Consider the following 26,785-nt stretch of genomic DNA (forward strand, 5'->3'; position numbering starts at 1 on the left):
CGACCGCTCCGATTGAGGCGTAGGACCAGCGGCGGTGCGTGCTGTTCGAACTGCTAGATGGCGACCGAAAGCCGCTGTCGGTTCGCAAACACACTCGGCCAGGTATCACGGAAACTCCACCCGCCATTGCTGTCCGCCTAGTCCCGCGTAGGGTGCACAGGCCTGCAGGGCGCGCACGGCGGCGCGCTCGGCTAAAAGGGTCTGGGGATCGGCCGGAACGCCGCGGTGTCTGACGGCCTTCGGGGCACCGGCTAGGCCACCGTCAGCTTGGACCGAGACCAGCAGGATCGCCTGCCGCGGCGCGGCCGCTCGCCAGCAAGGCGCTACCCGGTGCCAGAGGTCGCCGGAAGGCGGAGCGTCGGGCCGCGCGCCCACGCTTGGCAGCGAGGCGGCGGCGTAGAGATCGACGCCCTCGGCGCCCTCGCCTGGACCTAGACTTTGGTTCGCACGGCTGGAGCCGGAGGCCCCCTCCGCGCCCGCTGTTTCGGCAGGCGAGCCCGATCCCGGGCCGCTCCGTTTCGTCTCACCGACGCGCGCCGCCGGATCCACGGAGGCGGCGACTAGGCGGTCAAGGCGCTCGCCCGACAGGGTCTCGCTCGTATCGGATCGCTCCGACGAGGGATCCATTGCAGGGAGGGAGAGAGCGGGTCGATTCGAACTGGCTCCGGCGGCGCCCGGCTCTCCGTTGACCAGCGTTACCCCGACGACGGTTGGCGCTGTGGCGATCAGGGGCGCACGTCCGGCCAGCAACAGGGCGGCGAGAATGACAATCGCATGACCGCCCAGGGCGATCGCCGCGGCGACGCCGCTGATCTGGACGTCGTCCTGATCAGCTGACGAGCGGCTGGAAATGGAAACGGCTGGCATCGCCGACAAAAACCCGGTGCGTGCAATGAAGCTGAACGGTAGCGAGCCGCGCCGCATTCGTCCACATCGTGACCATAAGGAGACGCTGTCGAATTGTCGCGTCCACAGGTTGCGATGGGCCTGTTCAGGGATCGGACCGTCGTGTTACTTGGATCTTGGAGGCGGGGCGGCTTCCGTGGCGTGCGCGTCGGGGCGCGGAGTGGGGCGGTATGCGTCAGGAACCAGGTCCAGGTCGGGGCCAGGACGGCTTTGCGGCCGTTGACGCGCTGGTGGCCGTCACCATCCTGTCCTCGAGCCTGGCCCTGTCCCTGATGGCGGCCCAGGTTGGGATGCGCGCCAGCCGCGCGGCCGGCGAGACCCGGGACGCCGAACTGTTGCTGCGCGAACGCCTGGAGCGCACCTCCGGCCAAGCCGGGGTCTGGAGCGGTCGCGACCGGGGCCTGGACTGGCGGGTCGAGGCTCATGTCTCCGACGCCGGACCGGCCCGTCTCGCCGCGCCTTGCGCGCGCGTCGCCTCGGCCAAGGCGACCAGCGGCCGGACCTATCGCATCGTCACGGCCGACATCTGCTTGCCCGAGGCGGCCGGATGACCGACGACGGCTACACCCTGGCCGAGATGCTGGCGGCTCTGGCGATCCTGGGCATGGCCCTGGGAGGGCTTGGCCTGGTCACCAGCCTGATCGCCCGACAGCAACTGGCTTCCAACCGCGTTTCCGCACGCCTGATCGAGGACCGCGCCGTCGACCGCGCCCTCGGTCTTTGGCTGGCCGACCAGGACGCGACGACCTTGAGCGGCGATGATCGAAGGCTTTCAGGGACCTGCGGCCCGGCCACCTGCACCGCACGGTTGGAGGTCGACAGGCGGCGCACGGTGCTGATCCTGCAGGCGCGTTCCGGACCAGCGCGGCGACTGCGCCTGCGTCAGCCGCACGTGCGGTTCGGCTACAGGGACAGCCGCGGCGAGGTCGTCGCATGGCCAAGGCCCGATGTAGGCGACGCCCAGGACCTTGCGCCGCGCGCGATCGTGCTCGCCGGGACGAACGGCGCGCCGCTGGCCGTGGTGCGGGTCTGGCCGCGCGAGCCCCGCGATTGTCAGTTCGACACCATCGCCGGCGCTTGCCGGACCGCAGGCCGATGAGAGCGCCCTTGGATCTGCGCCTGGTGGAGCCGGGCGATCAAGTCGTTGGCGAGCCAACGCATGACGAGCCCTCGGCCATGGCCACGCCGCGCGTCTTCGCGCGTGCGGTCCAGTCGCCCGCCGGCTGGCCGTGGGAGCAGGTGCGCGGCGCGCAACTGGCGGCGCGTCATGAAGCCCCTTTGCCGATCGACCAGGTGCATCTGCGGCTCAGGCGCCTGACGCCGTGGCGTCCGACACAGGCCGCGCGGTTCGCCGCCTGCTATGTGCGCGCCTCCGAGATCGGGGAACGGTTCGAAGCTCAGGTCCAGGTCGAGGGCCAACAGGTGCAGGTGGTGTTCGAGCCGCCCGAGGCTCTGGCGGGCCGGGCGCGGCGCTCGCTGCTTGTCGGGGCGGCGGCCGCGGCCGTCGCGGCGCTGCTGTTCATTTCGATCGCCAGCGCCCTGGTGGCCCGCGCCCAGGGCGAGGAGCAACTGGGGGCTTTGGAACAAGATGTAGGGGCGAGACTGCAACGGGCCGAGGCGCTCCAGTCGGTTCGGCGGCAGTCGGCGGCGCTGACGGCGGCTGCGCCCGGCGATCGGGTCGCCGCGCCGCTGGCGGACTTGGCCTGGGCCATGGCGGCCCGCGCACCCGACGCGCGCATCGAGGCCTGGCGTTGGGACCATGGCGTCAGTCGCGTCCAGGCCCGCGGAGAAGCCTCGCCGTTCGTCGATCCCCATCGGGCGGTGACGCGCGAGGGGGCGGGCCTGTGGCGGATCGAGCCCGAGGAGACCGGGCGATGAGCCGGGATCGGGCCAGTGGGCCAGGCCTGGCGGTCGCGGCCGCGATGATCGGCGGGGCCGCAGCCATCGTCACCGCGACGGGCCTGTCGGCCCTCGCGCGCCCCGACGATCGCGCCGCGCGACTGGCCGAGGTGGAGCGCAAGCTCGATCGCATCGAGACCCTGCAGCGCGGCGGCGACGGCGGCCTGGCCTATCCGCGCGGCGCGATCTGCCGCGAAGGCGTTGGTCTTGGCGCTGGCGTCGTGGAGCGTAAGCTTCGCGCGGGGCTGGGCCAAGCCAAGCTGGCGACGATCGCCTTTGAGCCATCGGCGCCTGCGGGCGACAGCTTGCTGGCCGTCAATTTCCGTTTCGAGACTATAGGTTCCTACGAGGACGCCATGGCGCTGCTGGGTCATCTGGACGCGGTGCGTCCGACGCTGTTCGCAGACTCCGTCGACCTGGTTTCCAAGACTTCGGCCGTTTCCCTGCAGTTTTCAGGACATTTCTATTGTTCGACCTCCGCGCGCCTTTAATCCCGATCTGCGCCGCGGCAGGCCTCGTCCTGGGCGCGACCGCCTGGCTGGCGGCGGGGCGCCAGGACGTGCTGGCGCCGGCGCAGCAGCGCCTGGCGGACCTACGGCCGTCCGAAGGGCGAGGAAGCCTGGGGGGCGGCGCGCCATCGCTGCTGGGCCCGCCGTTGTTCGCTCTCTCGACCGGCCCCAACGCCGCGCGCGATCCGATGGTGAGCGTGCTGGGCGTCTCGCGCATGCCCGGGCGCGCCGCAGCCCTGGTGGCCATCGACGGCAAGCCGCCGGCATGGCTGGCGCGAGGCGAGAGCCGCGACGGCGTTGTGCTGCGCGAGGTCGGGTCCGGTCGGGCGACCCTCGACCTGCCGCTGGGCGTTCAGACCTTGCGGATCGGCGAGGCTACGTCCGCCGCCGCTGGCGGCGCGACGGCCAGCCTTGGTCCGGCCAATACGATGCCGACGGCCATGCCCGGCGACATGCCTCCGTCGGGCTTCAGGTCGCCTCCGCCGCCCGCCAGCGCCCCTGGCCTTGGCGGGTGAATTTGTGTCTCCAATGAAGTCTCCCATGACGCTCAAGCGCGCGCTCTGCCTGATCCTTAGCGGGGCGAGCCTGACCCTGGCCTCGCCAGGAACGGCCCCGGCGTTGGCCGCCGCTGCGGCTTCGCCGCAGGCTGAGCGGCCCGAGTCCTTCACCTTCGCCTTTCGCGACGCCGACATCGCCCAGGTGGCCGAGGAGATTCTCGGCAACGCCCTTGGCGTGCCCTACACGATCGATCCCGGCGTCACCGGCAAGGTGTCGTTCCGGATCGACCGGCGGCTGACCCGCGCCCAGTTGCTCGAGGCCTTCGAGACGGCCCTGGCGGTCAACGACGTGGCCCTGCTGCGTCAAGGCGACAGCCTGGTGCTGGCGCCGCGCGACAAGGCCCGTTCATCGGCCGCGTTGCGCGATCCGGGATCAATCGCCAGCGGGCGACGCGGCGGCTACGACGTCGTGGCCGTTCCGTTGTCGTTCTCGACGCCCACCGAGGTGGCCAAGGCGCTGGAGGCGATGACCGGCTCCAAGGCGGTGCTCTATTCCAACGACAAGCTTGGCCTGATCGTGCTGGGCGGGTCGGGCTCGGAACTGCAGTCGCTTCTGGAGACCATCAAGATCCTGGATCGCAACGTCTTCGAGGGCGCGCGCATCCGCTGGTTCGACCTGCATCAGGCCGCGGCCGGCACGGTGGCGGCGGATCTGGCCAAGATCCTGTCGACCGCCGGGGTCCAGGGGGTGTCCGTCTCGTCGCTGAGCCGGCTGAACGGACTGATCGTTTCGGCCCGCACGGAGACGGCGATGAACGAGGTCGCCGGCTGGATCGCCCGGCTCGACACCCCGTCGCGCGATCTTTCCACCCAGCTCTATGTCTATCGCCCGCGCAGCGCCTCGGCCGCCTCGCTGGCCCGCACCCTCTCGCAGGTCCTGTCGACGGGCGAGGACAGTGGCGGCGGATACGCTGATCGCCAGTCCGGCCGCGCATCCCAGACCGACACCGCCGCCTCGACCAAGGGCAGCGGCGGGGCGCGAAGCGGCGGCGAAGGCGACACCGAAAGTCTCGGCTATCAGAAGCTGGAGGACGGCGTGCGCATTGGCGTGGACCGCGACAGCAACACCCTGATCGTCCGCGCGCCGGCCGGGCGCTGGATGAGCCTGCAGCAGACCCTGGCCGAAATCGATCGCCCGCCCAGCCAGGTGATGATCGAGGCCTCGATCATCGAGGTCAGTCTGACCAACGATTTTCGGTTCGGCGTCGACTGGTCGGCGGTGAGCGGCAACGGCAAGCTGGGGGGCAATTCGGTCTATACCGACAACGGGGTGATCGGCCCCAAATTCCCGGGCTTTTCGATCACCTATCTGGGCGGCGACATCGACGCGGCCGTCAATGCGCTGGGCTCGCGCACCGCCATTGACGTGGTCTCCGCGCCCAAGCTGATCACCTTGGACAATCACAAGGCGCGCCTGCAGATCGGCGACCAGGTGCCCATCGTCACCCAGACGGCCACCGACACCACCACCTCTTCGCCCGCTATCGTCAACACGGTGGAGTACCGCGACACCGGCGTGATCCTCGAGGTCACGCCGCGCATCAGCGGCGACGACAAGGTCGTGGTCGACATCGCCCAGGAGGTCAGCGGGGTGGCCAAGACCGTGACCTCCGGCATCGACTCGCCGACCATCCAGCAGCGCAAGCTTTCCAGCACGCTCGTCTTGCAGGATGGCGCAGTCGTCGCTCTGGGCGGTCTGATCAGTCATCGCCGCAGCGACTCCGACAGCGGCGTTCCGGGCCTCAAGGACGTCAAGCTGCTGGGCAATCTGTTCAAGTCCAAGTCCAAGGAGGGCGCGCGCACCGAGCTGGTGGTTTTGCTGACCGTCAGGATCATGCGCGATCCGGCCGCCTCCAGCCTGATGACGCGCGACCTGCTGGCCGACATGCGTGAGATCGAGAGCCGTGGCCTGCTGCCGCACTGAGGATCGCCGCGATGCAGGCTACGCCACGGCCGCGGCCCTGACGGTCAGCCTGGCGATCGCCATTCTGGCGGCGGCCCTGGTGATGCGCGGTGTCGCGGTGCTGAAGCTGGCGCGGGCCGACTATCGACGCAGCCAGGCCGAATACGCCCTGTCCGGAGCTCAGGTCCTGGCGGTGGCGCGGCTGTTGAACAGCTCCGGTTCGGGGCGACTGGTCTGGAGCGTCGGCGGCCTTGATCCGCAGGGCGTGGCCCTGTTGGCCGAGCCGGAAGCGCCCAAGCTGGCGCTGACCGCGGCGGGGGATCTCGATGACAAGGCGCTGGCCGCGCTGGGCGCGGTTGATCCGGGCGAGGCGCGACTGCGGTTGGCGGGGCTGGAGGCGGCGAGCGCGACCCCCGACGAGATCGTGGCGGCCGACCGCGGCGACGCCTGGCGGGCTTGCGCGGCCAGCGCCATCTCCCCGTGGGGGAGGTCGCAGGTCGTCAGCCTGGGCGCGACCCGCGAGCCTGACCAGGAACCGGGGGGCGCGCGGGCGGGACAGATCTGGCGGGTGCGGGCCGCCACGCAAGACGGCTGGACGGACGAGCGGATTGTGAGATTGATCGGGCGGGCGCAGAGCCCCAGCGCGATGATATGGCGGCGCTTCGGGCGAAGCGCGGGGAAGGGCGTGACATGCGACAAGACCATCGAGGCTCGGCAGAGCGGTGCGGGCGACCCGGGCGGGAAGCCGGCTACACCCTGACCGAGATGCTGGTGGTCATCGCGATCATCGGCCTGATCGCCGCGGTCCTGACCCCCAGCCTGATGGGCCAGTTGGGTCGCGCGCGCGTCAAATCGGCCCAGTTGCAACTGGAGTCCGTGGCCGCCGCTGTCGAGATGTTCCACTCCGACGTCGGCCGCTATCCGACCGCCAGTGAAGGCCTGAAGGCGCTGGTCGACGAGCCGGCCGACGTCGAGGGCTGGACCGGGCCCTATCTCAAATCGGCCAGCGCCCTGAAGGATCCCTGGGCCGGCGCCATCCTCTATCGAGCCGTCGATGACCAGGCCTTCGAGGTCGTCAGCCTCGGCGCCGACCGCAAGGCCGGAGGGACGGGGACCAAGCGCGACCTGGTCGCGCCCAAATGAACCTCCCCGCGCTTTTCGCCGCCCCGCTGCTGGGCGCGGTGGTCGGCAGCTTCGCCGCCACGGCCGGACTGCGCTGGACGCGTGGCGAGCAGGCGCTGAGCGGGCGCTCACGCTGCGACGCCTGCGCCGCGCCGCTGGGGTTCGGCGCCACCGTTCCGATCGTTTCCTACGTTCGCCTGGGCGGGGCGTGCGCCGATTGCCGCGCGCCGATCCATCCGGGCCATTTCGCCGGCGAGGTTCTTGGTGCGGGCCTGGCGATAGCCAGCGTCGCGTTCCTGCCGATCGGACCGGCCTTGGTCGCCGCCGCCCTGGGCCTGGTGCTGATCGCCGCCGCCGCCGCCGACGCCGCCAGTCGCCGATTGCCGGATCTGGCCAGCGCGGCGGTGGCCGTTCTGGGCCTGGGCCTGGCGCTGCTGCGAGGTCCAGCGGCGCTGCTGGCCGCTCTCGCGGCGGCTGTCCTGACGGGCGCGATCCTGTTCCTGCTGCGCCGCGCCTTCACGGCCCGGCGAGGCGATCCGGGCCTAGGCCTGGGCGACGTCAAGCTGGCCGCGGCCCTGGCCCTGTGGCTGGGGGCGGCGACGCCCTGGGCCATGGCCCTGGCGGGGCTCATAGGGCTGGCGCAGGTGCGTCTGGTCAAGCCGGCCGACGGCAGGATCGCCTTTGGTCCGGTCCTGGCGGCCAGCGGCTGGGTGGTCGGGTTGGCGCTGCAGGCGGGCCTGTTCGGAGACCTGATCCCATGACGGCCGCCCGCGGACCCGCGCGCTTGGCAGCGCGCGCTCGCCTGGTCGAGATGCTGGTCGAACGCGGCCTGGTCGAGGGTTCGGCCATCGCCCGCGCCGAGCTGGTCGCCGTGCGCACCGGCCAGCCGGTCGAGCAGGTGCTCAACCAGCTAGGCGCGCTGTCGGACGAGGATTTGGCGCAGGCCTACGCCCAGGCGACCGGCTGCGAGATCTGGGAGCCGCGCTTGCGGCCGGCGGTCGTCGAAATCGCCAACCTGGGCGTCACAGCCGATTTCCTGCGCCGGGCCCGGTTGCTGCCGCTCGACGAGACAGGAGCTGCCTTGGTCTGCGCGGCCTGTGACCCATTGGACGATGAGGCGCTGGCGGGCCTGGTCTTCGCCACCGACCGTACGGTCAGCGTCCTGGCCGCGCGTCCGGGGGAGTGGCGCCGCGCGTTCGACGAACGCCACGGGCCCGAGGCGGCCGCGCCGGCCGAGGCGATCGACGAGCGGCGCCTCGCCCGCGAGATCGACCAGGTGTCGGACGGGGTCGTCGAGGGCGGCGGCGCGCGCCTGGTGGCCGAGGCCTTCGAGGCGGCGATCACCCTGGGGGCCTCCGATATCCATTTCGAGCCGCGCCGTCATGACCTGCGCGTGCGCCTGCGAGTCGATGGCCGGATGATCGACCATCGGGTCGTGGCCGCCGATCTGGCCGCGCCAGCGGTGTCGCGGATCAAGGTGATCGCCAACCTCAATCTGGGCGAGCGCCGCCTACCGCAGGATGGTCGCACGTCCTTTGTGATCGGCGGCAAGTCGGTCGACGTTCGCGTCGCCACCGCCCCGACGGTGTTTGGCGAGACCGCCGTGCTGCGGATCCTCGACCGCAGCGCCGTGCCCCTCGACCTGGGAGGCCTTGGTCTGGCCGAGGGCGTCACCCAGGTGTTGCGCAAGGCCGGCCGCGCGCCGCACGGGATCTTCCTGGTCACCGGTCCCACCGGCAGCGGCAAGACCACCACCCTCTACGCCCTCCTGGAGACCTTCACCGGTTCGCCCAAGAAGGTGCTGAGCGTCGAGGACCCGGTCGAATACCATTTCGAGCATGTCTCCCAAACACAGGTCGCGCCGCAACTAGGGCTGACCTTCGCCGCGGCCTTGCGCTCGTTCCTGCGCCAGGATCCCGACGTCATCCTGGTGGGCGAAATCCGCGATCCGGAGACGGCGGCGGTGGCCATCCAGGCGGCCATGACCGGACACCTAGTGCTGGCCTCGATCCACGCCAACGACGCCCTGGCCGTGGTGCCGCGCCTGCTGGACATGGGCGTGGAGCCCTACCAACTGGCGGCGGCCTTCCGTGGGGCGGTGGCCCAGCGGCTGGTGCGGCGGCTCTGTCCGCATTGCCGGCAGGCCGGAGCGGCGACCGAGGCCGAACTGGCCTTCGTCGCCGACCAGGGTTTGGCCGCGCCGATGCGCACCTTTCAGGCTCAGGGATGCTCGGCCTGCAAGGGCGCCGGTTTTCGGGGGCGCGTGCCGATCGCCGAAGCCTTCCTGACCAACGACCTCCTGCTCAGGGCGATCGCCGATCGCCAGCCCGCGGCTGAGATCGCCCGCTTGGCCCATGAGCTGGGTCTGGCCAGCATGGCGGCCGACGGCCTGGACAAGGCCTTGCGCGGGGAGACCACGCTGGAGGAAGTGATGGGCGCGGTCCATGACTGAGGGCCAGAGCTTTGCCTATGTCGCGCGCGGGGCCGACGGCAAGCGCGTTCGCGGCCAGGTTCCGGGGCCCAGCGAACAGGCCGCCTTCGAGCGCTTGCGCCGCCAGGGACTGTCGCCGCTCAAGCTGCGGCCGGTGCGAAACCAGGTTCGCGGCGGCGACCATGGCCTCCAGGACCGCGAAAGCGCCGAGATCCTGCTCAGCCTGGCCGATCTCTTAAGCGCTGGGGCGGACATGCGATCGGCGCTGAATGTGCTGCTGTCGCGCGCCCAGGGCTCGCGGGTCGCCAACGCCTGCCGCCGATTGCTGCAGGACATCAGCGCCGGCGAGGCGCTGGATGCGGCCTTCGCCCGCACCCTGGCGCCGCGCCACGCCTTCGTGGCCGCCCTGGTCGCCGCCGGCGAGGCGGCCGGCGATCTGCCCCAAGCGCTGCGTCGGGCCGGCGAGATGCTCGAGGCGGCCATCAAGCTGCGTCAGCAACTGGTCGCCGCCCTGGCCTATCCGCTGTTCGTGCTGATCAGCACCTTGGCGGCGGCCGGCGTGATCCTGCTGGCCGTGGTGCCGTCGCTGGAACCGTTGGTCAGCGACGGCGGCGAGGGGAGCGCGCCGATCCTGTCGGGCCTGCTGGCGGCCAGCCGCTTGCTGCGCGAGCAGGGCTTGATGCTGGCCGGAGGCCTGGGAGCCGTCATCATTCTGGTGGCGGGTCTCGGCCGGGCCGGTCTGTTGCGCGGTCCGCTCGACCGCCTGTGGCTCACGGGACCTTGGCGGCGTACGACCTGCGCCCTGGCGTTCGGCGGCTTTGCGATCTCGTTGGGCTCCATGTTGGCGGCGGGCGCGCCGATGAGCGAGGCCCTGAGGCTGGCTATTCGCGGGGTGCGCTCCGACCTGGCCAGGAGCCGCCTGCAGAGGGTGCTGCAGCAGGTGCGCCAGGGCGTGTCCCTGTCCCAGGCCCTGCAGGGCGTGAAAAGCTTTCCGCCGACCATCGTGCGGCTGGTCTCGGTCGGGGAATCGACCGGAGCTCTGGGACGCATGCTGCAGCGCTCGGGCAAGCTGGAGGAAGACGCCGCTGTGCGTGGCGTCGAGGCGGCTGCGCGGTTGCTGGGGCCCGCCCTGATCGTCCTGCTGGGGGGGCTGATCGGGTTGATGATGGCGGGGTTGCTGTCCGGTGTGACCGAACTGGGGCAGACTGCGTTGAATTAGGAACGTCGCGGCCTGTATGAGGTCTTCTGCTGGTGCAACCCTGCCGGTCTCTGTTACAAGCTTGACCTTGGGGCTTGGTGGGGAATTTCGATGCGATTGTTGTTGGGCGTAGTGCTCGGCGCGACCTTGGTCGCTGCGCCGATCGGAGCATTGGCGGCTGGCCAGGCGGGGCCGGCCCAACTGGGCATGGCGCCGCTGTGCGGGGCCAAGGTGCTGGTGCTGTCGACCGCGGCGGACGCCGGTCCGGTCACGGCGACGGTCAATCCCGTCTCGGCCGCTCCGGCCTGCGTCGACAAGGACGGCGACGTCCTGAAGCTGACCGTGGTCGAGCGGTTCACCAACGGCGCCGTTGGCGCGCTGGGGGGGAACAACCAGGTGGAAGTGTCCAATATCGGCTCGGGCGGGACGACCTTCACCTATGTGGTGGTCGACAGCCGCGGCCTGGCCGTACGCACGACCTTCACGATCCAGCGGCCCTGATCCGATGCGTCCCTTCAAATTCGTCCTGATCGCCGCCGCCGCGGCGACCCTGCTGGCGACTAGCGCCCCGGCCCAGGACAGGTCGGACTACGCCTACGACGCCCAGGGCCAACTGGTCGTGACCCGGAAGATCGGATCGGAAACGACCTACGCCTACGACCTGGCGGGAAATCGCACGGCGGTGACCTATCGCCCGCTCTATCCGATTCTGCAGTCCTGGGAAGCCGAGGAGCTCTCCTGGCACCAGGTCGGCTACGCCGACGGCGACGGCTGGGCGGCCAGTGCGACCACGGCGGACGGTCTGATGACCTACGGGCCCTACGCGACCAACACCCCGATGGGCGACAATGTCGCGGTCTGGAAGCTGACCCGGGCGGTGTCGGCTCTGCCCGCCAGCCAGCCCGTCGTGGTTCTGAGCGTCTTCGACACTAACCAGATGGACACCATCGCCAGCCGCACGATCACGCTGGCCGACTGGCCTGTCGCCTCGCGGCCGGAATACTTTACCGTGCCGTTCAACTTGCCGGCCGCGCGCAAGGGCCACTATCTGGAGTTCTATACCCGCTACGTCCCGTCGACCTACGTCAAGCTCGACCGGATCGGCCTGGTCCTACCCACCCTGGTGGGAGGCCAGGCGGGCGCGGCGACGATCAGCTGGGAAGCCGAAGGGGCGGCCATTGGCCATACGACAGGCTTCGCCGAGGGCGACGGCTGGGCCGCCAGCACGGCCAGCGCCGCCGGCTTCATGACCTACGGGCCGTATGTGGGCTCTCTGGCCGCGGGCGAGCACACCGCCTTGTGGACCCTGATGATCGATAACAACGACTATGACGAGCTGCCGATCGTGCGGTTGGAAGTCTATGACGCCACCCAGGGCGATGTGATCACCGACCGCACCCTGACCCGCCGGGCCTGGGCGCTGACCCTGCAGCACCAGACCTTCGGCGCGCCGTTCACCCTGGAGGCCGTCCGCGCCGGCCATACGATCGAGTTTAGGACCTACTTTTGGCCCCACGCCTATGTCCGCGTCGACAAGGTCGGGGTGCGGTGAACATGGCTAGGCGCTGCACTCAGGCGGACAGCTTTGTCGCCCATGCGCTGATCAATGGCCCCGGCGGCCAGAGCGCGCCGGCCACGGCGTCGATCACCGTCGCCGATCCGCCCGTCGCACCGCCGCCGAACCTGCAACCGGACTCGGCCGGCGTTCATTCGCGCAACTCGGTGGAGCGTTGTCAGGTTAAGCCCACCAAGGCGCGGTAGGCGCCAAAGAACCCACCTCAGGCGGCCACAGCAACGTTCCAGACGCGCATGGCTTCGCTGCGGAACCGGCGAGGCGTCTGGCGACGGATCAGGTGAGGCTGGAGATAGAAGGTGTTGTAGGTCGCCGCGTGGGTGGTCAGGAACCGCTGAGCGGAGGCCTGAGATTTAAACCCCTGCATCTTCCGCTCTCGTCGTCGTATCGGCAGGTGAGAGTTTTCGGCGCGGTTATTTTCACGCAATCGACCGGGGCGGTGCAGGTCGATCAGGTCCAGTTTCTTCAGCGCCGTAGTGTGGGAGCCGAGCCCGTCGGTCGTGATCAAGACCGGATCAATGGGCTGATTTCGTAATAGACGCTTGAGCAGCTTCAGGGCGGCGGCCGTATCCCCCCGCCGCTGCATCACCAGATCGAGAACCTCACCCTCGTCGTCGACGGCGCGCCACAGATACATCCTGCGACCGCCGACGTTGCAGACCATCTCGTCCAGGTACCAGCGTGGCGACGGTGCGGGCCGGCGGTGCTTCAGGTTCCCGGCGATCTGCGGACCGAACTTGATCGTCCAGCAGCGGATGGTCTCGTAGCTGACCTCGATCCCGCGTTGGCCCAGCAGCTCCTCGACGTCACGGAAGCTCAGGGTGAAGCGGAAATACAGCCACACCGCATGGCGAATAACGTCAGACCGGAACCGGTGACGCTTGAAGGACAGAGCACGCATGGCGCCCTTCTGACCGCCTCAACGAACCGTGTCCAGCCAAAGAGGCTCACAGCGCTTCAGTTAAGCTGACAACACCGCCCCGAGACGCCGTCATCACGCGGATCTTTTCGTCGACCTAACTTCACCGCGTCCGAATAAAAGAGTGTGTGACTATGCTTTCAGACAGCAGGGTAAGATCACATCAAAACAACAAATGTCTGAATTCCCAATGAATGAGCCAATCATTGAAGAGTAACTACCAGCTCGCTTTAATTAATACGGAAAATTTTGAGTATTAACCGTACAAAATGTACATTAGCAGCCCAGCAAATAACAGCAAACGCCCCAACAGCCACCCCTTCTATGATTCTAGGAACGCCAGAGTTGTCTAGAATGGCAAATACAAAATAAAAAATAGTGACAGCTATGGAGAACCATAACGCCCCTGACAGGGTAATTATTAGGATTTTCATTTCATTTCGTTCCGCAAAGCCTGAGCTTTAGATCATCTTTGAATTTGGTAATTTCAGGCTCGTAAATAGCTCCGAGCACCCCTCCGGCAAACATTCCTACTATACCTAACCTGCCAAACGTTTTCTCTCCAAACTGGCCACCTCTTACGGCGCCGCCGACGACTCTGCTCGCGCTGCCGATCTCAAAACCGATGCTCTTGGCGGCTCCTTTCGCCACATTTTCAGTGACCTTGCCGACGACCCCTCCGGTCAAGCTTCCAATACCAGCACCTAACGCCCTTGAAGCTCTGTCAGATATAGCGCCTACCGGATCACCAGGCGAGTCGATCGACCCAATACAGATTTCGCTGTATATTTTTTTAGCCGCCTCGCGAACATCTTTCGCTGTCAAGCCGCCAGAAAGAGTAATGAGGGGGCTAAGATATGAGGTACTCACAAGTCTACTTAGGTCGATCATGCCACAGCTCTTCGGCCCCCCGCCGATACCATCAACCTCACCTGGACCGCCGGGAACATTAAACGCCACCCCGCCACAATAAGCCTGAACGAGCTGGAGTCCTGAAGGATCGCTGAAATTGATCGGATCATTGCCCACGTAGGCGTACCAGTTCATCCCATCATCATATCCGATCGGATCGGTCTGCATGAACCGCCCCAGGGTCGGCGAGTACATCCGGGCCTTGTAGTTGTAGACCCCCAGTTCCGAGACGAAGGTCTGCCCCGTGTACTGGTAGCGGCCGACGTTGCTCGCCCCCGGTACGCCATATTCGTCATAGGTGTTGATGGTGCTGGCCGCGCCCGAACCGTTAGTCACCGCCACCACCGAGCCGCGCTCGTCGGCCAGCAGCCACCGCCGGTCCCCCACCCCGGCGCCTTCGTACCAGACCACCGGCTCGTCGGTCCCTGGCCCGGGGACATAGCGGCGCACCAGGGTGTTCGAGGCATCCAGTTCGCCGACCAGGTCCGTGCCCGAGTAGAGGAACTTGGTGGTCGTCGCGCCGGAGATCTGACCCAGCCGGTCGGCCGGATCGTAGTAGAGGGTGGCGCTGCCCCCTCCGGACACGATCGTCAGCCGATTTGCCATGTCATAGGCATAGGACCTTCCTTGGCATTGACCCGCCGCGGCGTTCCACGCGTCACAGCCCAGGTTGCCCTTGCCGCCATAGGTGATGGCGTTGGCGCCCGACGTGATCGTCTGGTTGAGGCCATTGATCGTATAGGAACGGCTGACCTCCCCACCGCCGGTCCAGCGATAGGCGTCGTTGCTGGAGGTCCGCACCTTGATCTGTCCAGCAGCGTTGTAGGTGAAGCCGTAGGCTTGGTCCTGGGCCGTGCCGGCCAAGTCCAGCGTTAGACCGGCCAGCCGCGAGGCGGCGTCATAGCCGTAATAGGTCTGGGCGCTGTTGGCCCGATTGACCGCCGTCCGCCGGCCCAGGTCGTCATAGGCGTAGGCGGCCAGGGTGAACGAGCCGTTCTCGCGAATGGCGGTCATGGCCCCGCTTAGGTCGTAGTCGTAATCGACATAGAACCCGTCCGACCATTGCAGGCGGGTGCGCCGGCCAGCCAGGTCGTAGCTGCTGGTGAGCGGGACCCAGTTGCCGCCCCGATAGTCGTAGGCGACGGTCGGGTGTCCTAAGCCGTCGTAAGATTGCAGCATGATCTGCTCGGCGTTGTCGCCAGCGTAGGTGTAGGTCGGGCGGTTTAGGTTGTCGTAATAGTACCAGCCCTTGGGGGCGTCCTTGTAGGTCAGCCGCCCCAGGGCGTCGTAGGAGAAGTTGACGGCGTTGCCATCGCGGCGACGGTCCTGGAGAACCTTGCCGGCCGCGTCGTAGGTGTATTGCTCGTAGTCGGTCGTCGAACTTCCGCCGCCCGACGCGTTGGGATAGCGCGCCTTGGCCAGCCGGTCGAAGCCGTCGTATTCGTAAGTCGTCACGTTGCCCTTACCATCGGTGATGGTCGCCTGGCGGCCATTGGCCGTATAGCTGGCGGCGGCCTCGACACGTGGCGCTGCCGTGCCGTAGCCCGCGGTGACTGACAGCAGCCGGTCGGCGTTGTCGTAGGTCCGATAGCTGATGCGATCGGGTCCGTCAGCGCCTTGGGTCCCCAGATCGCAAGCCGACGCCGGCAGAGAGCCGAAGCTCGGATAGGATCCGAAGATCGAGGCGTTCATTCGAACCGTGGAACAAACAAGCCGGTCGGCGTTGTCATAGCTGTACTGGACAACAGAGCGCAGCGCGCCCCCGGTGCTGTAGGCGCTGTGCGTCGGGCGACCCGCGGAATCATACTTCGTTAAATCTTGGCTTAGGGCGGTCATCGCGACCCAGTCCGTGTCCGACTGGCTGTTCACCGTGCCTTGCTCGATGATGATCGGCCGGCCAGCGGCGTCATAGGAGTAGCGCAGCGCGCGGTTCTTCAATGGGCTGCCCGCGCCATCTGGATCGGGACCGACGAGACCAACGAACCGCCCGTTGGTGTCGTAACGGTAGCGCGTGACGTCGACGGCGCCAGCCAGCGGACCATCAACGGTCAGCAGCGCGCCGATGTTGTCGTAGGTGAAGCTGGTGGTGGCCGCTAGTGAACCGGCGCCGTCGGTCTGGGTCGTTGAAACCGGCAGCAAATTCGTGCCGCCTGACCGCGCGATGCTGATCTTGCTCTCCTCGGCCGCGCCAGCGCATGAGGCGTTGGTCGCGCAGGCCGATGATCCTGTCGCGGCCCAGATCGTGCCGATCTGGACGAGGGCGCTGGCGCTGTTGAGGCCGTAGGTCGGAATCTGCGCATAGCTGAGGCGAGTTTGTGGGCGCACTGCGCCGGCAGTCGGCGGCGCGGCCGTGACCGTTAAGATGCCGCCGTGGGTTGCGTCATAGGTATAGTCGGTCTGCGCGCCCAGGGCGTCCCGGGTCCAGTTGGGCTTGTTGCAGGTGACCGGATTGGCGCAGGTGGCGTCGTAGCCCGCCGAGATGACGATATTGCCCAGGCCCGAGCCTGGCTTGGCCACATGGGTGACCTGGGTGACGTTGCCCCGCGCGTCGTAGGCGTACTGGACCGAATTGCCTTCGGAGAAAGTCACGGTTCCTGGGCGGCCCGAGGCGTCATAGGTTCGCGAGATCACGTGGCTCAGCGGATCGGTTTCGCTGGTGATGCCGAAGCTGTTGGTTTGGATGGTTGTCTGGTGGCTCAGCGGATCAGTTACAATCGTCGTGCCAGTTGTGGCATTGTAGTTGTAGAGCCAGGTGCGTCCGGCGCTTGAGATTGAGGACGGTGAGGAGGCGGTGCTGGTGGCGTAACCGTAGGTGATGGTCGGCGCGCCGGACGAGGCGACCGACTGAAGCTGTCCCATCCCGTTGGTGGTCGCCGTAACCCATTCACCCTTTTCGTTGGTGACGGTCTGGGACAACCAGTCCGCCGAGTGTGTGTAGATCAGGCGCGGCGCGTTCGAGGGAATATTCGCACAGGCGTCAAGGGTTGGATCGCAGTAGTAGGTAGCCGTGTTCAGCCCTACCACGCTGGTAAGCGCCTCGGCGGTATAATTGAAGCGGATCTGATAGCCGGCACTGCTGTCGATCGCGTTGAGGCGATAGCTGTTGCTGCAGACAGTCCCGCCTTCGGGAGTCTCGCTACAGGTAGTAACGGTCTTGTAATTGTAGGTGATGACCGTGCCGTCAGGCTTGACGATTGATGATAGACCGGCGGGATAGCGCGGCCCCGCGCTCAGCGCCTTCGTGAAATAGGCCGTCAGGCCTTCTGCAGTCTTATAGGTGTAGGTCTGGGTCGTGGCCGAATAAGACAACGACGATCCGCGTTGTTCTTCAGGGACATAGGTTCCGCTGAACCGCTCGGCCGAAAAGCCGATAACCACCTTAAAGACCCCGCCAACCGAACTAATATAGCCCGCCGCCGTTGTGCCGCTGCCGACGCTGTTGGACGCGGAGCGCGTGACGTAGGTCAGCCCTCCGGCGGCCTCATCCCCAACCGTCATGTGGGCCGTCGTGCGCCTAAGCGCGCCTGACAGGAAATCGAAGCCGTTCTGGTCAATCGACGAGTGAACGGGTGGATCGGTGACCTGGGCCAGGGCGATCGGGGTCAGGCAGGTCGAGCCGCACAGCAACGCCGATAGGGCCAGCCAGACTCGAAGGCCCGGCTTCGGCTGAGTACCCGCCGCTGCTCTGACGACGGAGCGTTGGGCGCCCGACGTCATGGTCTTGGCGCGGACCGTTCCCGCAGTTCGTTCCAGCAAAGCAACCCCCCGAGCTTCCCAAGCTGGACCTTAGAGGGGGAAGTTCAGCTGCCGCAAGGGGTGTAATTTAGATATCTAAATTTATAGATTAATGACATGGCGGTGGCGCGCGACCTTGGCCGAGCCCGCCGAAAGCCATGAAGAATTAAGCCTCAGCGCGCCCGAACGGCGCGCCTTGGCTGAGCGGCTTGGGCGAGGGCGGCTCCTCCATGGCCGTCGGATGCCGGCGTGGCCCTGGGGGCGTTCGAGGGCGTGTTGAGCGCGATTGTGCCGGTGGACGTCATGTTCGTGCGATTGCCCGCGGCATCGTAGGTGTAGGACACTGACCGACCAGCGGTGCTGCTGCACGCGACCAACTGGCCGAAAACATCGTAGGTATAGGTGACGGTGCTGGCGGCCAGAGCCCCTGCGGGTGAGCTCAGCGTGGCAATCCCGGCAACGATCACGACCAGTTTTTGCCAACAAACCATTGATACGTCCCCGCGCGACAATCCGATCAACCATAACTTGACCACATCAAGGCGTTCGCGCAACGAAAAATTGGACCATCGGCGCGCCGATAGTCCGCATATGGCGCCGCGCCAAGTTCGCCCTTCCACCCTTCTCCGCCGATCCGAAGGTCTGCTTCGCCGGCCGGGTTGCGCCACGAGCAGACACTGGCCCTGGCGCTCGCGCTCTCCCCGCGCAGGATCGCCTGCGCGCACACCTTGGCCCCTGTCCGACAGCGTATCGGATCCCACCTTCGCCGGCGATGGGCAACGCTCAGACCTCGAACAGCTCGCGCGGCTCGCAATTCAACCCCTTGGCCAACGCGTACACTGCCTTCAAGCCGGCGTTTCGTTCGCCGCGCTCGATGCCGCCGATATAGTTTCGGTGCAGTCCGGCACGATCCGCTAATTCTTCCTGGCTGAGCTCAGCTGCGCGCCGAAGATGGCGTATTCTTCGCCCAAAATTTTGGAGTTCTGTGTCGGCCACGCTCGGAAGGCTGCGGGGAACAGCGGAGCGATCTACACATGATCAGTGTGATATTCACACCGCTCGTGTGCAGCAGGAAGGCGAGATGGAAAGGGGTGTCCCCTCTATCGAGGTACCTGCGCTGATTGACGCGCTCGTTGATGCCGTGGCCGGCAAAGAGCTTGATGCACGCCTTGCGGTGCAGGTCGCCATCGTCGACCACACAATGAATTCCGTAGTAGACGCGGGGAGATCAGCCGAATGCGCTAGTCTCCACAAACGAGTTATGCGCTTTCTTGTCGGTTGCATGTGGGAGGTGCTCGAGCACAACTCTAACAAGCCGCAGTGACCTAAGGGGTAGTCCAATGTTGCCGATGTTGTTCACCATGGGCTTTTGCGCAGCTATCGGCTGGGTAATGACTGGCGTTGGAACGGGGCGGACCAAACTAAACGCTGACCCGAACGGCGATCCACTCTTTGATCAATCACATCTGGTGGCGGCAGTATTGCCTATAGTCGCTGCCGCTAGCTCTTGCGCCGACGTGGGTACGGGAGCGTCGGTAAGCTGCACGCTGCACCATTAAGAATGGCTGCTGGGATTGATCGCCGAACAGTTGGCGAGCCAGCGCATGAGCCAGAAGATCGACCAGCCCATTTAACTGAACTGTCTCAGAGCCGATCGAGCGAGCTCGATCGGTAGAAAGAAAGCGGCTGAAAGGCAGTGCTGCTAGGGTCCGTCGATCCGCTGCGCGTTTGGAGATCTCCGCGCATCGACGGCCCCTAGAATGACGATAGGAATCCGCAATCCGTCAAAAGCAGCCACTACGACCTGCCGATCGCCCTGGCGGTGATGGCCGCCATGGGCGTGATCCCCATCGACGCGCTCGACGGCTGGGCGGCGATGGGCGAACTGTCCCTGGACGGACGGATCTCGCCCTGCGCCGGGGCCCTGCCGGCGGCCATGGCGGCGGGGGCGATGGACCTGGGCCTGATCTGTCCGGAGGCCTGCGGGCCGGAAGCGGCCTGGGCGGGCGGCACGCGGATCCTGGCGCCGCGCTCGCTGGTGGCGCTGATCAACCATTTCCGCGGCGGCCAGGTGCTGTCGGCCCCGTCGCCCGGGCCGGTGGTCGAGGGCGAGGCGGTCCGGGACCTGCGCGACGTCAAGGGCCAGGAGCACGCCAAGCGGGCCCTGGAGATCGCCGCCGCCGGGTCGCACAACCTGCTGTTCTGCGGCCCGCCCGGCTCGGGCAAGTCGATGCTGGCCCAGCGCCTGCCGGGGCTGCTGCCGCCGTTGAGCTCGCACGAGCTGCTGGAGACCTCGATGGTCCATTCGGTGGCGGGGCTGATCGCCAAGGGAACCCTGACCCGGGCCCGGCCCTACCGCGCCCCGCACCACAGCGCCTCGATGGCCGCCCTGACCGGCGGCGGGCTGAAGGCCAAGCCGGGCGAGGTGTCGCTGGCCCACAACGGGGTGCTGTTCCTGGACGAGCTTCCCGAATTCGGCGCTCTTATGGCGGAAACACACCTAGCGGCCTGAGGCGTCCGCGCTACAGCCTACCGTCCGCGACCCGCTGCTCGATCTCTGCCGTGAGTTCCGCGCGATCTCGTTGGAGGATCGCGATCACAAGCGCCAAATCCGCATTAGGATTTTCCCGAAGAGTTTCGCCGACTTGCCGCTCGACATCCGCGAGATGCTCAGCCGCCTGCTTCAGGTCGGTGACGCTATACTGAGTCAGCTTCACTATGATTCCCCAGAAGGCAGGACGTTAAACTCCGCAAAAGCGTTTTCCGTCGAGGGCGCTTTGACCGGCGTGGCGCTGATGAAGGTCGAAGCGGCCGTGTTCAGGATTTGGATTTGGTTGCCTCGGCGCACTTTGATCAAGGTGCCCTCCACCTCCAAGACCTCGGCCCGCCCCCAACTGGTCTCATCGCCATTTTCCAGGCTGACGAGGTTGTAGAACCCTGGCGTGATCATTCTCATGCTCCTCTTGAACTGGCGTAGCGTCATGAATCGGTTGTTGGGGTGGCGTATTTCGTCGCCAAGCTGGCAACCTCAGCGACACTGATGATGCGATCTGCATCTCGTCGGCTAAACATCGTGTCGAAGAGGGCGTGTATAATGGCTTCGGCATCAGGGATCGGGACATCGAGATTTCGGGCGAATGCCGTCCTGATCCGTTGACCCGGTTCTACTTGGCGGACGAGAATCTGAATTTCGTGGCGCGGCGGAAGAGCCGTGCTCATATATTCTGGCGGTAGTGTCTCGCCCTCTCCCGGAAAGATGGGCCGAAGACGATGCGATCGGGCGGCGTTCGCTTTAAACCACGCGGCGTCGTCGGCTTTCCACGGAGAATCGAGCCTATTAATACGATTTGGGTAGCTGGAAGTGCCAGCCCTCTTCGAAACGTCCGCAGCCAGTTCGTCAGTACTTTTGATGAACGACTGGAACCCCGCTACGGCATTCTCAATTTGGTCCGGCGGAATATCTCGTTTCGGATTACCGCTCCCCTCTTTAGGCGCGCTCAAGAAGTCGTACTTGTTATCGACAAACAGCCCTGCGCCAAAAATCTCTTCCAACTTGTCCACGCAGCATTCTCCCGCCACGGACATCTTTCCATTAGCGGGCCTACCATAATAGGTCTTTGTATTATGTTTTAGATTATCACCGCAGAGTGAGCAGTTATCCCCGCCAGAGGCTATTGCCTTCTTTATTTCACGGTCTGTACGCCTTCTCTCAGCTCTGTTCACGGCTTTGCCCTTCCGATGCGGCGGGGTTTTTGAATGGCGAACGCCTTCGATTCCGAATTGATTGTGTCCGCCGCTGCGATGCACCCTTGGAGATGGCTAGATGTATCGACCCTCCCGGCGGAGCCGGGAACGTTGATAAGCACCTCCAACCCCTTCTCGTAGCTCTTCACATAAGATCGGATACGACTGTAAGCATCCATAGATGCTAATGTCGGAAGATCAATCAGTCGAAGCTCACTCATATTCTGGAAGAGTTCTTGCATTTGAGCCCCGCCGACGATGAACTTGGCTCTATGACTTGAGGTCGAAGCTGTTTCCTGTGCAGCGATCATCCTGAAAAACGCTATGGCGTCATTCGAGATTTTGCCAGCGAGCTTCAAGGCGCTCATGGAAACCTCCCGCCTCCGGTGCCTGTCCACCAGATGGGTAGCTAGCGCGATCCCCATCGCGGCCAGGGTGGCAGCCAGCGTTGCCAACGCTGAGAGCGCTTCCCAGTTGAAGTTAGCCGACGGATTGGGTACGATGGTCAAGCTCCAGCCTTCTCAACCGTTCCGAGCGGAAAAACCCCATCCTTCTGGTTCATTTTCTGATCGAACCAGACGCACCAAACGCTCTGCACGCCAGTCATGGCGGCCTCACCGACGTTCGTCACCGTCATAGGCGGACTGCCTGATTTCAGGCGAACGACGTCCCCGATTTCAAAAGTATCAGCCATATTGTCCTCGTGGGCTGGACTACTGGAGACCAAACTTCTCCCTTATCGCCCGGCGTGCCTTGGCGGCTTACTCGAACAGACATCCAGAATGCGAACCGGGTTCGCATCCTGGAGCTTAAGCTAAGGGCATTCCGCGAGAGCCAGTAGATTGTCATTCCACTGATTGTCAGCATGAGTGCGCAGGTACTTGCCGTGACTACCGTTCACAACGCCAACGTCGGCGCGCTTCCCGCCAACCAACGTGTAGAAGGTGTTCGTCTTGGCCTCGATGGAAGCGATCACATCTTGCGCGGTCCAGCGCCAATTGGCGCCACCGAGGTGGGTAACCGCTTCATGGGTGCTGCTGCGGTTGGGTTTCGTGATGCAAGTCACTTGGGCGTCAGCCATCTTCTCTCTCATTTTCCAGAGGGCAGGGTTGATGGCGCCGGACAGGCCGGCGCCATCGTTGGGCCTAGCGCGGACGCGGCGCCGGCGGCGTGAACGGCCGGTCCGGGAACGACGGCCGCTGGGGCGGCGAAGTCGGCCGATACGGCATTTCAGGGACGATCGGGCGTTGCGGATATTCGACCATGTTCGCCTCCCTCTAGCGTTTGCTGTCGGGAGTGCGGTGGGTCGGCTTCCACGTCGAGCCCGGCGAACTGGTCGGCGGGAGCCGGGTGTTATCCGGCACCGTCGTGTAGTTCGGTCGGGAGCCGCCGCGCGGGCCTTGCTCTTGGAAAATGCCGCCGTTGCGGCCGCTATTCGAACCCGGTTTGAGGGTCATGTAAGTTGTCCACAGATGTTGAACAGGAAGATTCCTGACGCTGTGGACAGCCGACCTTGCTCCCACGCGGGGATGCGCGGTACGGAGATCGCACAACGTCGCTCGCGATGTTGAGGAGAGGGGTGATGTCGGTCCCGGCCTGATAACTTGGTCCGCGCATTCCTCTCCTATCAACCCACTGGGTTGAACTACGTGCCCGTTTCGTTCTTGCTCCTTCGTTTACCATAATTCCGATATCGCCGATCTTACCGCGCCTCCCTATCCTACCGCTAGTAGCCCGAACGCGGGTGAACGCAAGCTGTTGTGGATAGGGTGTGGATAGCGGTCGCAATCGTTATCAAAACGTGTAGCGATTCCCCTGCTCAGGCGAGTCCGGCGACAAAAACACTACTTTAACTGGCTGTTAGCCGCGCCTGATGACGTACCGTTGAGCGAACGGTGGTGTGTTGTCGTTATGGCAAACCCGAGAATTCTCACCGCCCTAGAGCGCGATTACGCGCGCCTCCTGGGCGAATACGAAGTAGCTGACGAGGCGATCGAGCCCATCATCGGGCTGGCGGCGATCGTGGAAGCCGACCGCGAGATCACCGCGCGCAAGGCGGACCTGCGGTACAGAATGGACCGTATCAGCTTGCGCATTCGCGTCGAGTTCGACGCGGAATGGACGCACCACCATCTCACGCCGAAGAGGCCTCGTGTCCGGCCCCGCTACGGCCTGACAAAGACAGCGTACAAGGCATTGAAGTTGGCCAAGGCACCGCGAACCGCACATGAGCTGGCCCAGGAGATCGCTCCTCGATTTGGCCTGCGTCCGAACGACAACCGGCTGATTGCCAAATTGGCGAGCGGGATCACGGTTTCGTTCAAACAGCTTCTCGCTGATAGGCAGATCGACAGCGACGGCGGCAAGCCGATCAGGTGGACCGCTCACGTGCGAGCTTGGCAGCCTGTTGCCGCCCCCGCTTGCGCCGCGTCAGTTCCCTTAGCCCGCGCCGCGCCCCGATCTGGAGGAGCCAGGCCGGACGCTTCTCCCAATACCCGACCAGTTCCGCGTCGGGCTGCAACGCGGTTGCCTGCGCCAGGACGTTCCGGAATTGCTGACCGTTGCTGATGCGGCGGTGATCGTCGCGCCATGACATCTCGTCGGCGTAGCGCTGGGCGTGCGCCGCGTTGAGTTGGAGATACACACCGCGTTCGCCTCGGCGGATGCGAGAATGCTGCGCCTCGACGCCGTTGATATGGACACCCTGGATGCTCATCCCCTTGGTGTGGTTTACGGATGAGTGGTCGGCGAAGGGGATGAAGAAGCGATTGTAGGCGGTCTGGTCGTCCGTCACTACGTGCGCGCTTGGATGGACGATCTCCTTGATCGCGGGAATGGCGGCTTTCTCGTCCTTCACGACGACCGCGCGCGACCGGCCGCCAGCGCGACGCTCTCGCATGGTGACGATCGAGCGGCGTTTGCGGTTGTACTCTTTCCGCCCGTCGGCGCGGTCGGCTTTCATGTTCGCTGGTCGGATGTGCCCACCGATGTAGACGCCATCGATCTCCACCACGCCCGTGAGGGTGTGTTCGGCCTGCGTCGCCGCCATCGCGCGGCGAAGTTTGTGCTGGAGAACGAAGGCTGTTTTGTAGGAGCAATTGAGATCGCGGCTCAGCCGGAGCGCGGCGTGGCCGTTCACGCCGTTCACGAACAGCAGGATCGCGGACAAGATGTCCTGGAATGACATCTTTCGGCTGCGGAAGGTGGTGCCAGAGGTGACGGTGAACTGCTTCTCGCACGCCTTGCACTTGAAAAGTCGGCGGACGCGGTACTCGTAGATCGCGTCACAGCCGCATTGGGGGCAGAACGGCTCTCCACCGTTTTCCGCAAAGCGGATCGCCTTGAACGCGGCATAGGCCTCGTCGTCGCTCATGCGAGCGACCTCGACGACACCTAGTGTTCGCGCTTTGGCGCTGAGGAGAAAGTGCTGCGACAATTGCCTTCTGGTGCAAACGCATCATATTTGATGCTAATGCACTTTTGGCGGCGAAAATTCAGATGGTCAAGCGAAATCGCATCAAATATGATGCGCCTGCACGCCTGGAGATGCGCAATGCAAGCGATTAACAGTTCAGAGCTAGTGAAGCGGTTGTTACAAGCCGATATGAAGCGACACGGCTTCACCTACGCGTCCCTGGCAGACGGCCTGAACAAACTTGGTGAAATGGAGAACGAACGAAATCTGCGGAACAAGATCAATCGGGGCAATTTCTCAGCCGCGTTCATGATCCTCTGCTATCTCGCGATGGGGTTACCCACCATCAGAGTGTTTGATCGAGAGATATTTCCAAAATTTCCGAATTTTCATGACGATATAGATCGAGTCTAGCTCATGCGCTTGGGTACAATTCTTGACATTTTGAAAATCCGGGGGAAAATCAAGATTCAACCTTGATCACGGCTCCATGGCGATGATGAATGTAATTTCCAAATCCAATGAAACCGTCGAAACGGTTTACCGCCTTCCCGACGGACGTGCTTTTACGATCAACCGGCCCGCCAACTATCCAGATCGGTTCCCGTATCTAGACAGGAGCGTCACTCTAGAGGAACTTATTGCAGTCTGGCGGGCTCATTCAACGCTATCGCGGGATGTAGCTTAGAGGTCGACCATTCTACCCGGTAATGCGTTATACGCACCACATTCGCAACGCGCTATCATTGGTTTTGAGCTTGTAAACCAGTCTTTGGCCGCCTCTAAGGTCCATCCTTCCAATATTATCCTGGAACAATCGACGCCACCGCAGGTCAAATTAAAATCGTGTAAACCATCCGGGAACTTATTTTTATCTTTCTGGCCATCATGAAAATTATATATTTCGACGGATTCAATTGTTGCTGGCGGTGATTTAAATTTAGGACCATCTACTAGTATTTCGCTTTGTATGTCGGTAACTACAAATAGTTTTTCGGTCGGACGGCCAGGCATGTGTCACTTCCATGAAGGAAAAGCAGGCGCAAGCAGCGCCCCGGATCAGGGTAGGCAACACCCCTTACCAAACCTTTAGTTGCACACGCTTCAGCGGTGCCTCTCACTCGCCGCCAGCTTGTTTAGCGAGGCTTGGCGCGAGCAACACAGCTGGTTCCGCTCCCAACGCTTCTGCGATTTTCACTAGGAACTTAAGCGACGGGTTCTCTTCGCCCCGCTCGACGCCGGCGACGTACCGCATCGCCACCCCTGACTCGTGGGCAAGCTGCTCCTGCGTCAGGCCCTTCGCCTTACGCAGCCGGCGAATATTCGCTCCAACGATCGCCGCCCAATCCATCCCGGAATGTGGCGGCGGCAGGCAGTTTGGCTCCAGGATCCATTCTGCCTATTTTGGTAACTCTTGATAGGCAAGATAGACCCTGTTCAACTACTAGGGGTCACCCATGCGCCTCGGTCGACTGGCGACAATCGCTCTTCTTTTCGTCTATCCCGGTGCCGTTTTGGCGGCGCCGTGTCCGCTTGGCGGCAACTGCCTGGGCGACCCCAAGGCGTGGTCAGCCGCGCTGGGCGAAGCCCCACCAGCCTCATCGAACGGCCTGTCAATTCGAACGTGGCGCCCCGACGAACGCACGTCCTGTACCGAAGCGCGGACCGCAGCGGGCGTGAAGCGATCCGTCACCTTCATTGGCGACTCTGGTTCCAGCCTTATCGATGACCCCAGCCCTGCGTATTGGGAGGCCATGGGATGCAATCAGGTCCGCTCCACCACACCCGCGACTTGGGACTCCCTGTTCGCGAAGTTCGATCAGGCCAACGCTACCGAGGAGCGGCGCAAAGCCAGGGCGGCCGCGAAGGGGATCAGGCTGTGTGACGTGGCGGAATTTCGCGCCGATCCCTCGGACTGCATGCGACGGGCGCGGCAGGCGGATGCGCCATAAGCGGGATAAT

The 26,785-nt window shown here is 64.8% G+C and carries 30 protein-coding genes and 2 pseudogenes; 17 read left to right on the plus strand and 15 right to left on the minus strand.

The window, feature by feature from the left end; genetic code table 11:
• Positions 1-105: 105 nt before the first annotated feature.
• A complete protein-coding gene (locus AC07NX_RS06610) occupies positions 106-924 on the minus strand; it encodes a hypothetical protein (RefSeq protein WP_494640204.1) in 819 nt (272 codons plus the stop codon).
• A 212-nt stretch (positions 925-1,136) separates the two neighbouring features.
• Here AC07NX_RS06610 and AC07NX_RS06615 point away from each other — a divergent pair, with 212 nt between their 5' ends.
• The 14 genes from AC07NX_RS06615 to AC07NX_RS06680 all read left to right on the plus strand — a co-directional run bounded on the left by AC07NX_RS06615 (position 1,137) and on the right by AC07NX_RS06680 (position 12,286).
• The gene (locus AC07NX_RS06615) at positions 1,137-1,457 is read left to right on the plus strand and encodes a hypothetical protein (RefSeq protein WP_494640206.1); all 321 of its coding nucleotides are present in this window, start codon (positions 1,137-1,139) and stop codon (positions 1,455-1,457) included.
• Positions 1,454-2,005, plus strand: a complete 552-nt coding sequence (locus AC07NX_RS06620) for a prepilin-type N-terminal cleavage/methylation domain-containing protein (RefSeq protein ID WP_494640207.1) — start codon at positions 1,454-1,456, stop codon at positions 2,003-2,005. Before AC07NX_RS06615 ends, AC07NX_RS06620 begins: the two co-directional genes overlap by 4 nt.
• Positions 2,006-2,082: 77 nt before the next feature.
• Positions 2,083-2,784 (plus strand): hypothetical protein, encoded by a 702-nt coding sequence (locus AC07NX_RS06625; protein ID WP_494640208.1) that lies wholly within the window; start codon positions 2,083-2,085, stop codon positions 2,782-2,784.
• A gap of 44 nt (positions 2,785-2,828) precedes the next feature.
• Positions 2,829-3,296 carry a hypothetical protein gene (locus AC07NX_RS06630; RefSeq protein WP_494640209.1) on the plus strand — a complete coding sequence of 156 codons (468 nt, stop codon included), beginning with the start codon at positions 2,829-2,831 and terminating at the stop codon, positions 3,294-3,296.
• The gene (locus tag AC07NX_RS06635) at positions 3,272-3,829 is read left to right on the plus strand and encodes a hypothetical protein (RefSeq protein ID WP_494640211.1); all 558 of its coding nucleotides are present in this window, start codon (positions 3,272-3,274) and stop codon (positions 3,827-3,829) included. Before AC07NX_RS06630 ends, AC07NX_RS06635 begins: the two co-directional genes overlap by 25 nt.
• Before the next feature lie 25 nt (positions 3,830-3,854).
• Positions 3,855-5,795 (plus strand): type II secretion system secretin GspD, encoded by a 1,941-nt coding sequence (gspD, locus tag AC07NX_RS06640; RefSeq protein WP_494640212.1) that lies wholly within the window; start codon positions 3,855-3,857, stop codon positions 5,793-5,795.
• Complete coding sequence (locus tag AC07NX_RS06645) at positions 5,776-6,534, plus strand: hypothetical protein (protein ID WP_494640213.1); 759 nt, start codon at positions 5,776-5,778, stop codon at positions 6,532-6,534. Before gspD ends, AC07NX_RS06645 begins: the two co-directional genes overlap by 20 nt.
• Positions 6,535-6,539: 5 nt before the next feature.
• The gene (gspG, locus tag AC07NX_RS06650) at positions 6,540-6,917 is read left to right on the plus strand and encodes a type II secretion system major pseudopilin GspG (protein WP_494640215.1); all 378 of its coding nucleotides are present in this window, start codon (positions 6,540-6,542) and stop codon (positions 6,915-6,917) included.
• Complete coding sequence (locus tag AC07NX_RS06655; protein ID WP_494640216.1) at positions 6,914-7,657, plus strand: prepilin peptidase; 744 nt, start codon at positions 6,914-6,916, stop codon at positions 7,655-7,657. The genes gspG and AC07NX_RS06655 overlap by 4 nt, the downstream gene beginning before the upstream one ends.
• Positions 7,658-7,680: 23 nt before the next feature.
• Entirely contained in the window at positions 7,681-9,348 is a 1,668-nt protein-coding gene (locus AC07NX_RS06660; RefSeq protein WP_494640217.1) for a GspE/PulE family protein, read from the plus strand.
• Complete coding sequence (locus AC07NX_RS06665; protein WP_494640218.1) at positions 9,341-10,546, plus strand: type II secretion system F family protein; 1,206 nt, start codon at positions 9,341-9,343, stop codon at positions 10,544-10,546. Before AC07NX_RS06660 ends, AC07NX_RS06665 begins: the two co-directional genes overlap by 8 nt.
• Positions 10,547-10,636: 90 nt before the next feature.
• Positions 10,637-11,026, plus strand: a complete 390-nt coding sequence (locus AC07NX_RS06670) for an Ig-like domain-containing protein (protein WP_494640219.1) — start codon at positions 10,637-10,639, stop codon at positions 11,024-11,026.
• Positions 11,027-11,030: 4 nt separating this feature from the next.
• Positions 11,031-12,077, plus strand: a complete 1,047-nt coding sequence (locus AC07NX_RS06675) for an RHS repeat domain-containing protein (RefSeq protein WP_494640221.1) — start codon at positions 11,031-11,033, stop codon at positions 12,075-12,077.
• A 2-nt stretch (positions 12,078-12,079) separates the two neighbouring features.
• Complete coding sequence (locus AC07NX_RS06680; RefSeq protein WP_494640222.1) at positions 12,080-12,286, plus strand: hypothetical protein; 207 nt, start codon at positions 12,080-12,082, stop codon at positions 12,284-12,286.
• A gap of 17 nt (positions 12,287-12,303) precedes the next feature.
• Here the strand turns inward: AC07NX_RS06680 and AC07NX_RS06685 are convergent, their stop codons facing one another.
• From AC07NX_RS06685 to AC07NX_RS06700, 4 genes are all read right to left on the minus strand, one after another.
• Positions 12,304-12,999: an IS6 family transposase gene (locus tag AC07NX_RS06685; RefSeq protein WP_494640223.1), complete on the minus strand. Its 696-nt coding sequence runs from the start codon at positions 12,997-12,999 to the stop codon at positions 12,304-12,306.
• 453 nt (positions 13,000-13,452) lie between these two features.
• Complete coding sequence (locus AC07NX_RS06690) at positions 13,453-17,685, minus strand: RHS repeat domain-containing protein (RefSeq protein ID WP_494640224.1); 4,233 nt, start codon at positions 17,683-17,685, stop codon at positions 13,453-13,455.
• A 152-nt stretch (positions 17,686-17,837) separates the two neighbouring features.
• Positions 17,838-18,218, minus strand: coding sequence for an RHS repeat domain-containing protein (locus AC07NX_RS06695; protein WP_494640225.1), 381 nt, complete (start codon positions 18,216-18,218; stop codon positions 17,838-17,840).
• A gap of 229 nt (positions 18,219-18,447) precedes the next feature.
• Positions 18,448-18,660, minus strand: a complete 213-nt coding sequence (locus tag AC07NX_RS06700) for a helix-turn-helix domain-containing protein (RefSeq protein ID WP_494640227.1) — start codon at positions 18,658-18,660, stop codon at positions 18,448-18,450.
• Between the two features lie 790 nt (positions 18,661-19,450).
• On the opposite strand from AC07NX_RS06700, the pseudogene AC07NX_RS06705 reads away from it, so the two are divergent.
• Positions 19,451-20,143: pseudogene (locus tag AC07NX_RS06705) on the plus strand (ATP-binding protein); the annotation flags it as partial.
• Positions 20,144-20,186: 43 nt separating this feature from the next.
• On the opposite strand, the gene AC07NX_RS06710 reads toward AC07NX_RS06705, so the two are convergent.
• The 8 genes and pseudogenes from AC07NX_RS06710 to AC07NX_RS06745 all read right to left on the minus strand — a co-directional run.
• Positions 20,187-20,381 carry a hypothetical protein gene (locus AC07NX_RS06710; protein ID WP_494640228.1) on the minus strand — a complete coding sequence of 65 codons (195 nt, stop codon included), beginning with the start codon at positions 20,379-20,381 and terminating at the stop codon, positions 20,187-20,189.
• On the minus strand, positions 20,381-20,614 hold the full coding sequence (locus AC07NX_RS06715; RefSeq protein ID WP_494640229.1) for a hypothetical protein: 234 nt from the start codon (positions 20,612-20,614) through the stop codon (positions 20,381-20,383). Before AC07NX_RS06715 ends, AC07NX_RS06710 begins: the two co-directional genes overlap by 1 nt.
• 29 nt (positions 20,615-20,643) lie before the next feature.
• Positions 20,644-21,225 (minus strand): hypothetical protein, encoded by a 582-nt coding sequence (locus tag AC07NX_RS06720; protein ID WP_494640230.1) that lies wholly within the window; start codon positions 21,223-21,225, stop codon positions 20,644-20,646.
• A 158-nt stretch (positions 21,226-21,383) separates the two neighbouring features.
• A complete protein-coding gene (locus AC07NX_RS06725; protein ID WP_494640232.1) occupies positions 21,384-21,917 on the minus strand; it encodes a hypothetical protein in 534 nt (177 codons plus the stop codon).
• Complete coding sequence (locus AC07NX_RS06730) at positions 21,914-22,102, minus strand: YodC family protein (RefSeq protein ID WP_494640233.1); 189 nt, start codon at positions 22,100-22,102, stop codon at positions 21,914-21,916. Before AC07NX_RS06730 ends, AC07NX_RS06725 begins: the two co-directional genes overlap by 4 nt.
• A gap of 120 nt (positions 22,103-22,222) precedes the next feature.
• Positions 22,223-22,489 carry a DUF3892 domain-containing protein gene (locus tag AC07NX_RS06735; RefSeq protein ID WP_494640234.1) on the minus strand — a complete coding sequence of 89 codons (267 nt, stop codon included), beginning with the start codon at positions 22,487-22,489 and terminating at the stop codon, positions 22,223-22,225.
• Positions 22,490-23,346: 857 nt separating this feature from the next.
• Complete coding sequence (locus AC07NX_RS06740; protein ID WP_494640235.1) at positions 23,347-23,535, minus strand: hypothetical protein; 189 nt, start codon at positions 23,533-23,535, stop codon at positions 23,347-23,349.
• A gap of 346 nt (positions 23,536-23,881) precedes the next feature.
• A pseudogene (locus AC07NX_RS06745) lies at positions 23,882-24,844 on the minus strand (IS1595 family transposase); the annotation flags it as partial.
• Positions 24,845-24,961: 117 nt separating this feature from the next.
• Here AC07NX_RS06745 and AC07NX_RS06750 point away from each other — a divergent pair.
• Positions 24,962-25,237 (plus strand): DUF6471 domain-containing protein, encoded by a 276-nt coding sequence (locus tag AC07NX_RS06750; protein WP_494640237.1) that lies wholly within the window; start codon positions 24,962-24,964, stop codon positions 25,235-25,237.
• Positions 25,238-25,507: 270 nt separating this feature from the next.
• Here AC07NX_RS06750 and AC07NX_RS06755 read toward each other — a convergent pair whose 3' ends face one another.
• A complete protein-coding gene (locus AC07NX_RS06755) occupies positions 25,508-25,837 on the minus strand; it encodes a hypothetical protein (protein WP_494640238.1) in 330 nt (109 codons plus the stop codon).
• 103 nt (positions 25,838-25,940) lie between these two features.
• Positions 25,941-26,174 carry a helix-turn-helix domain-containing protein gene (locus AC07NX_RS06760; RefSeq protein WP_494640239.1) on the minus strand — a complete coding sequence of 78 codons (234 nt, stop codon included), beginning with the start codon at positions 26,172-26,174 and terminating at the stop codon, positions 25,941-25,943.
• Positions 26,175-26,280: 106 nt separating this feature from the next.
• On the opposite strand from AC07NX_RS06760, the gene AC07NX_RS06765 reads away from it, so the two are divergent.
• The gene (locus AC07NX_RS06765) at positions 26,281-26,775 is read left to right on the plus strand and encodes a hypothetical protein (protein WP_494640240.1); all 495 of its coding nucleotides are present in this window, start codon (positions 26,281-26,283) and stop codon (positions 26,773-26,775) included.
• Positions 26,776-26,785 lie beyond the last annotated feature (10 nt).

Source organism: Caulobacter sp. GW821-FHT09A05, assembly GCF_059418465.1.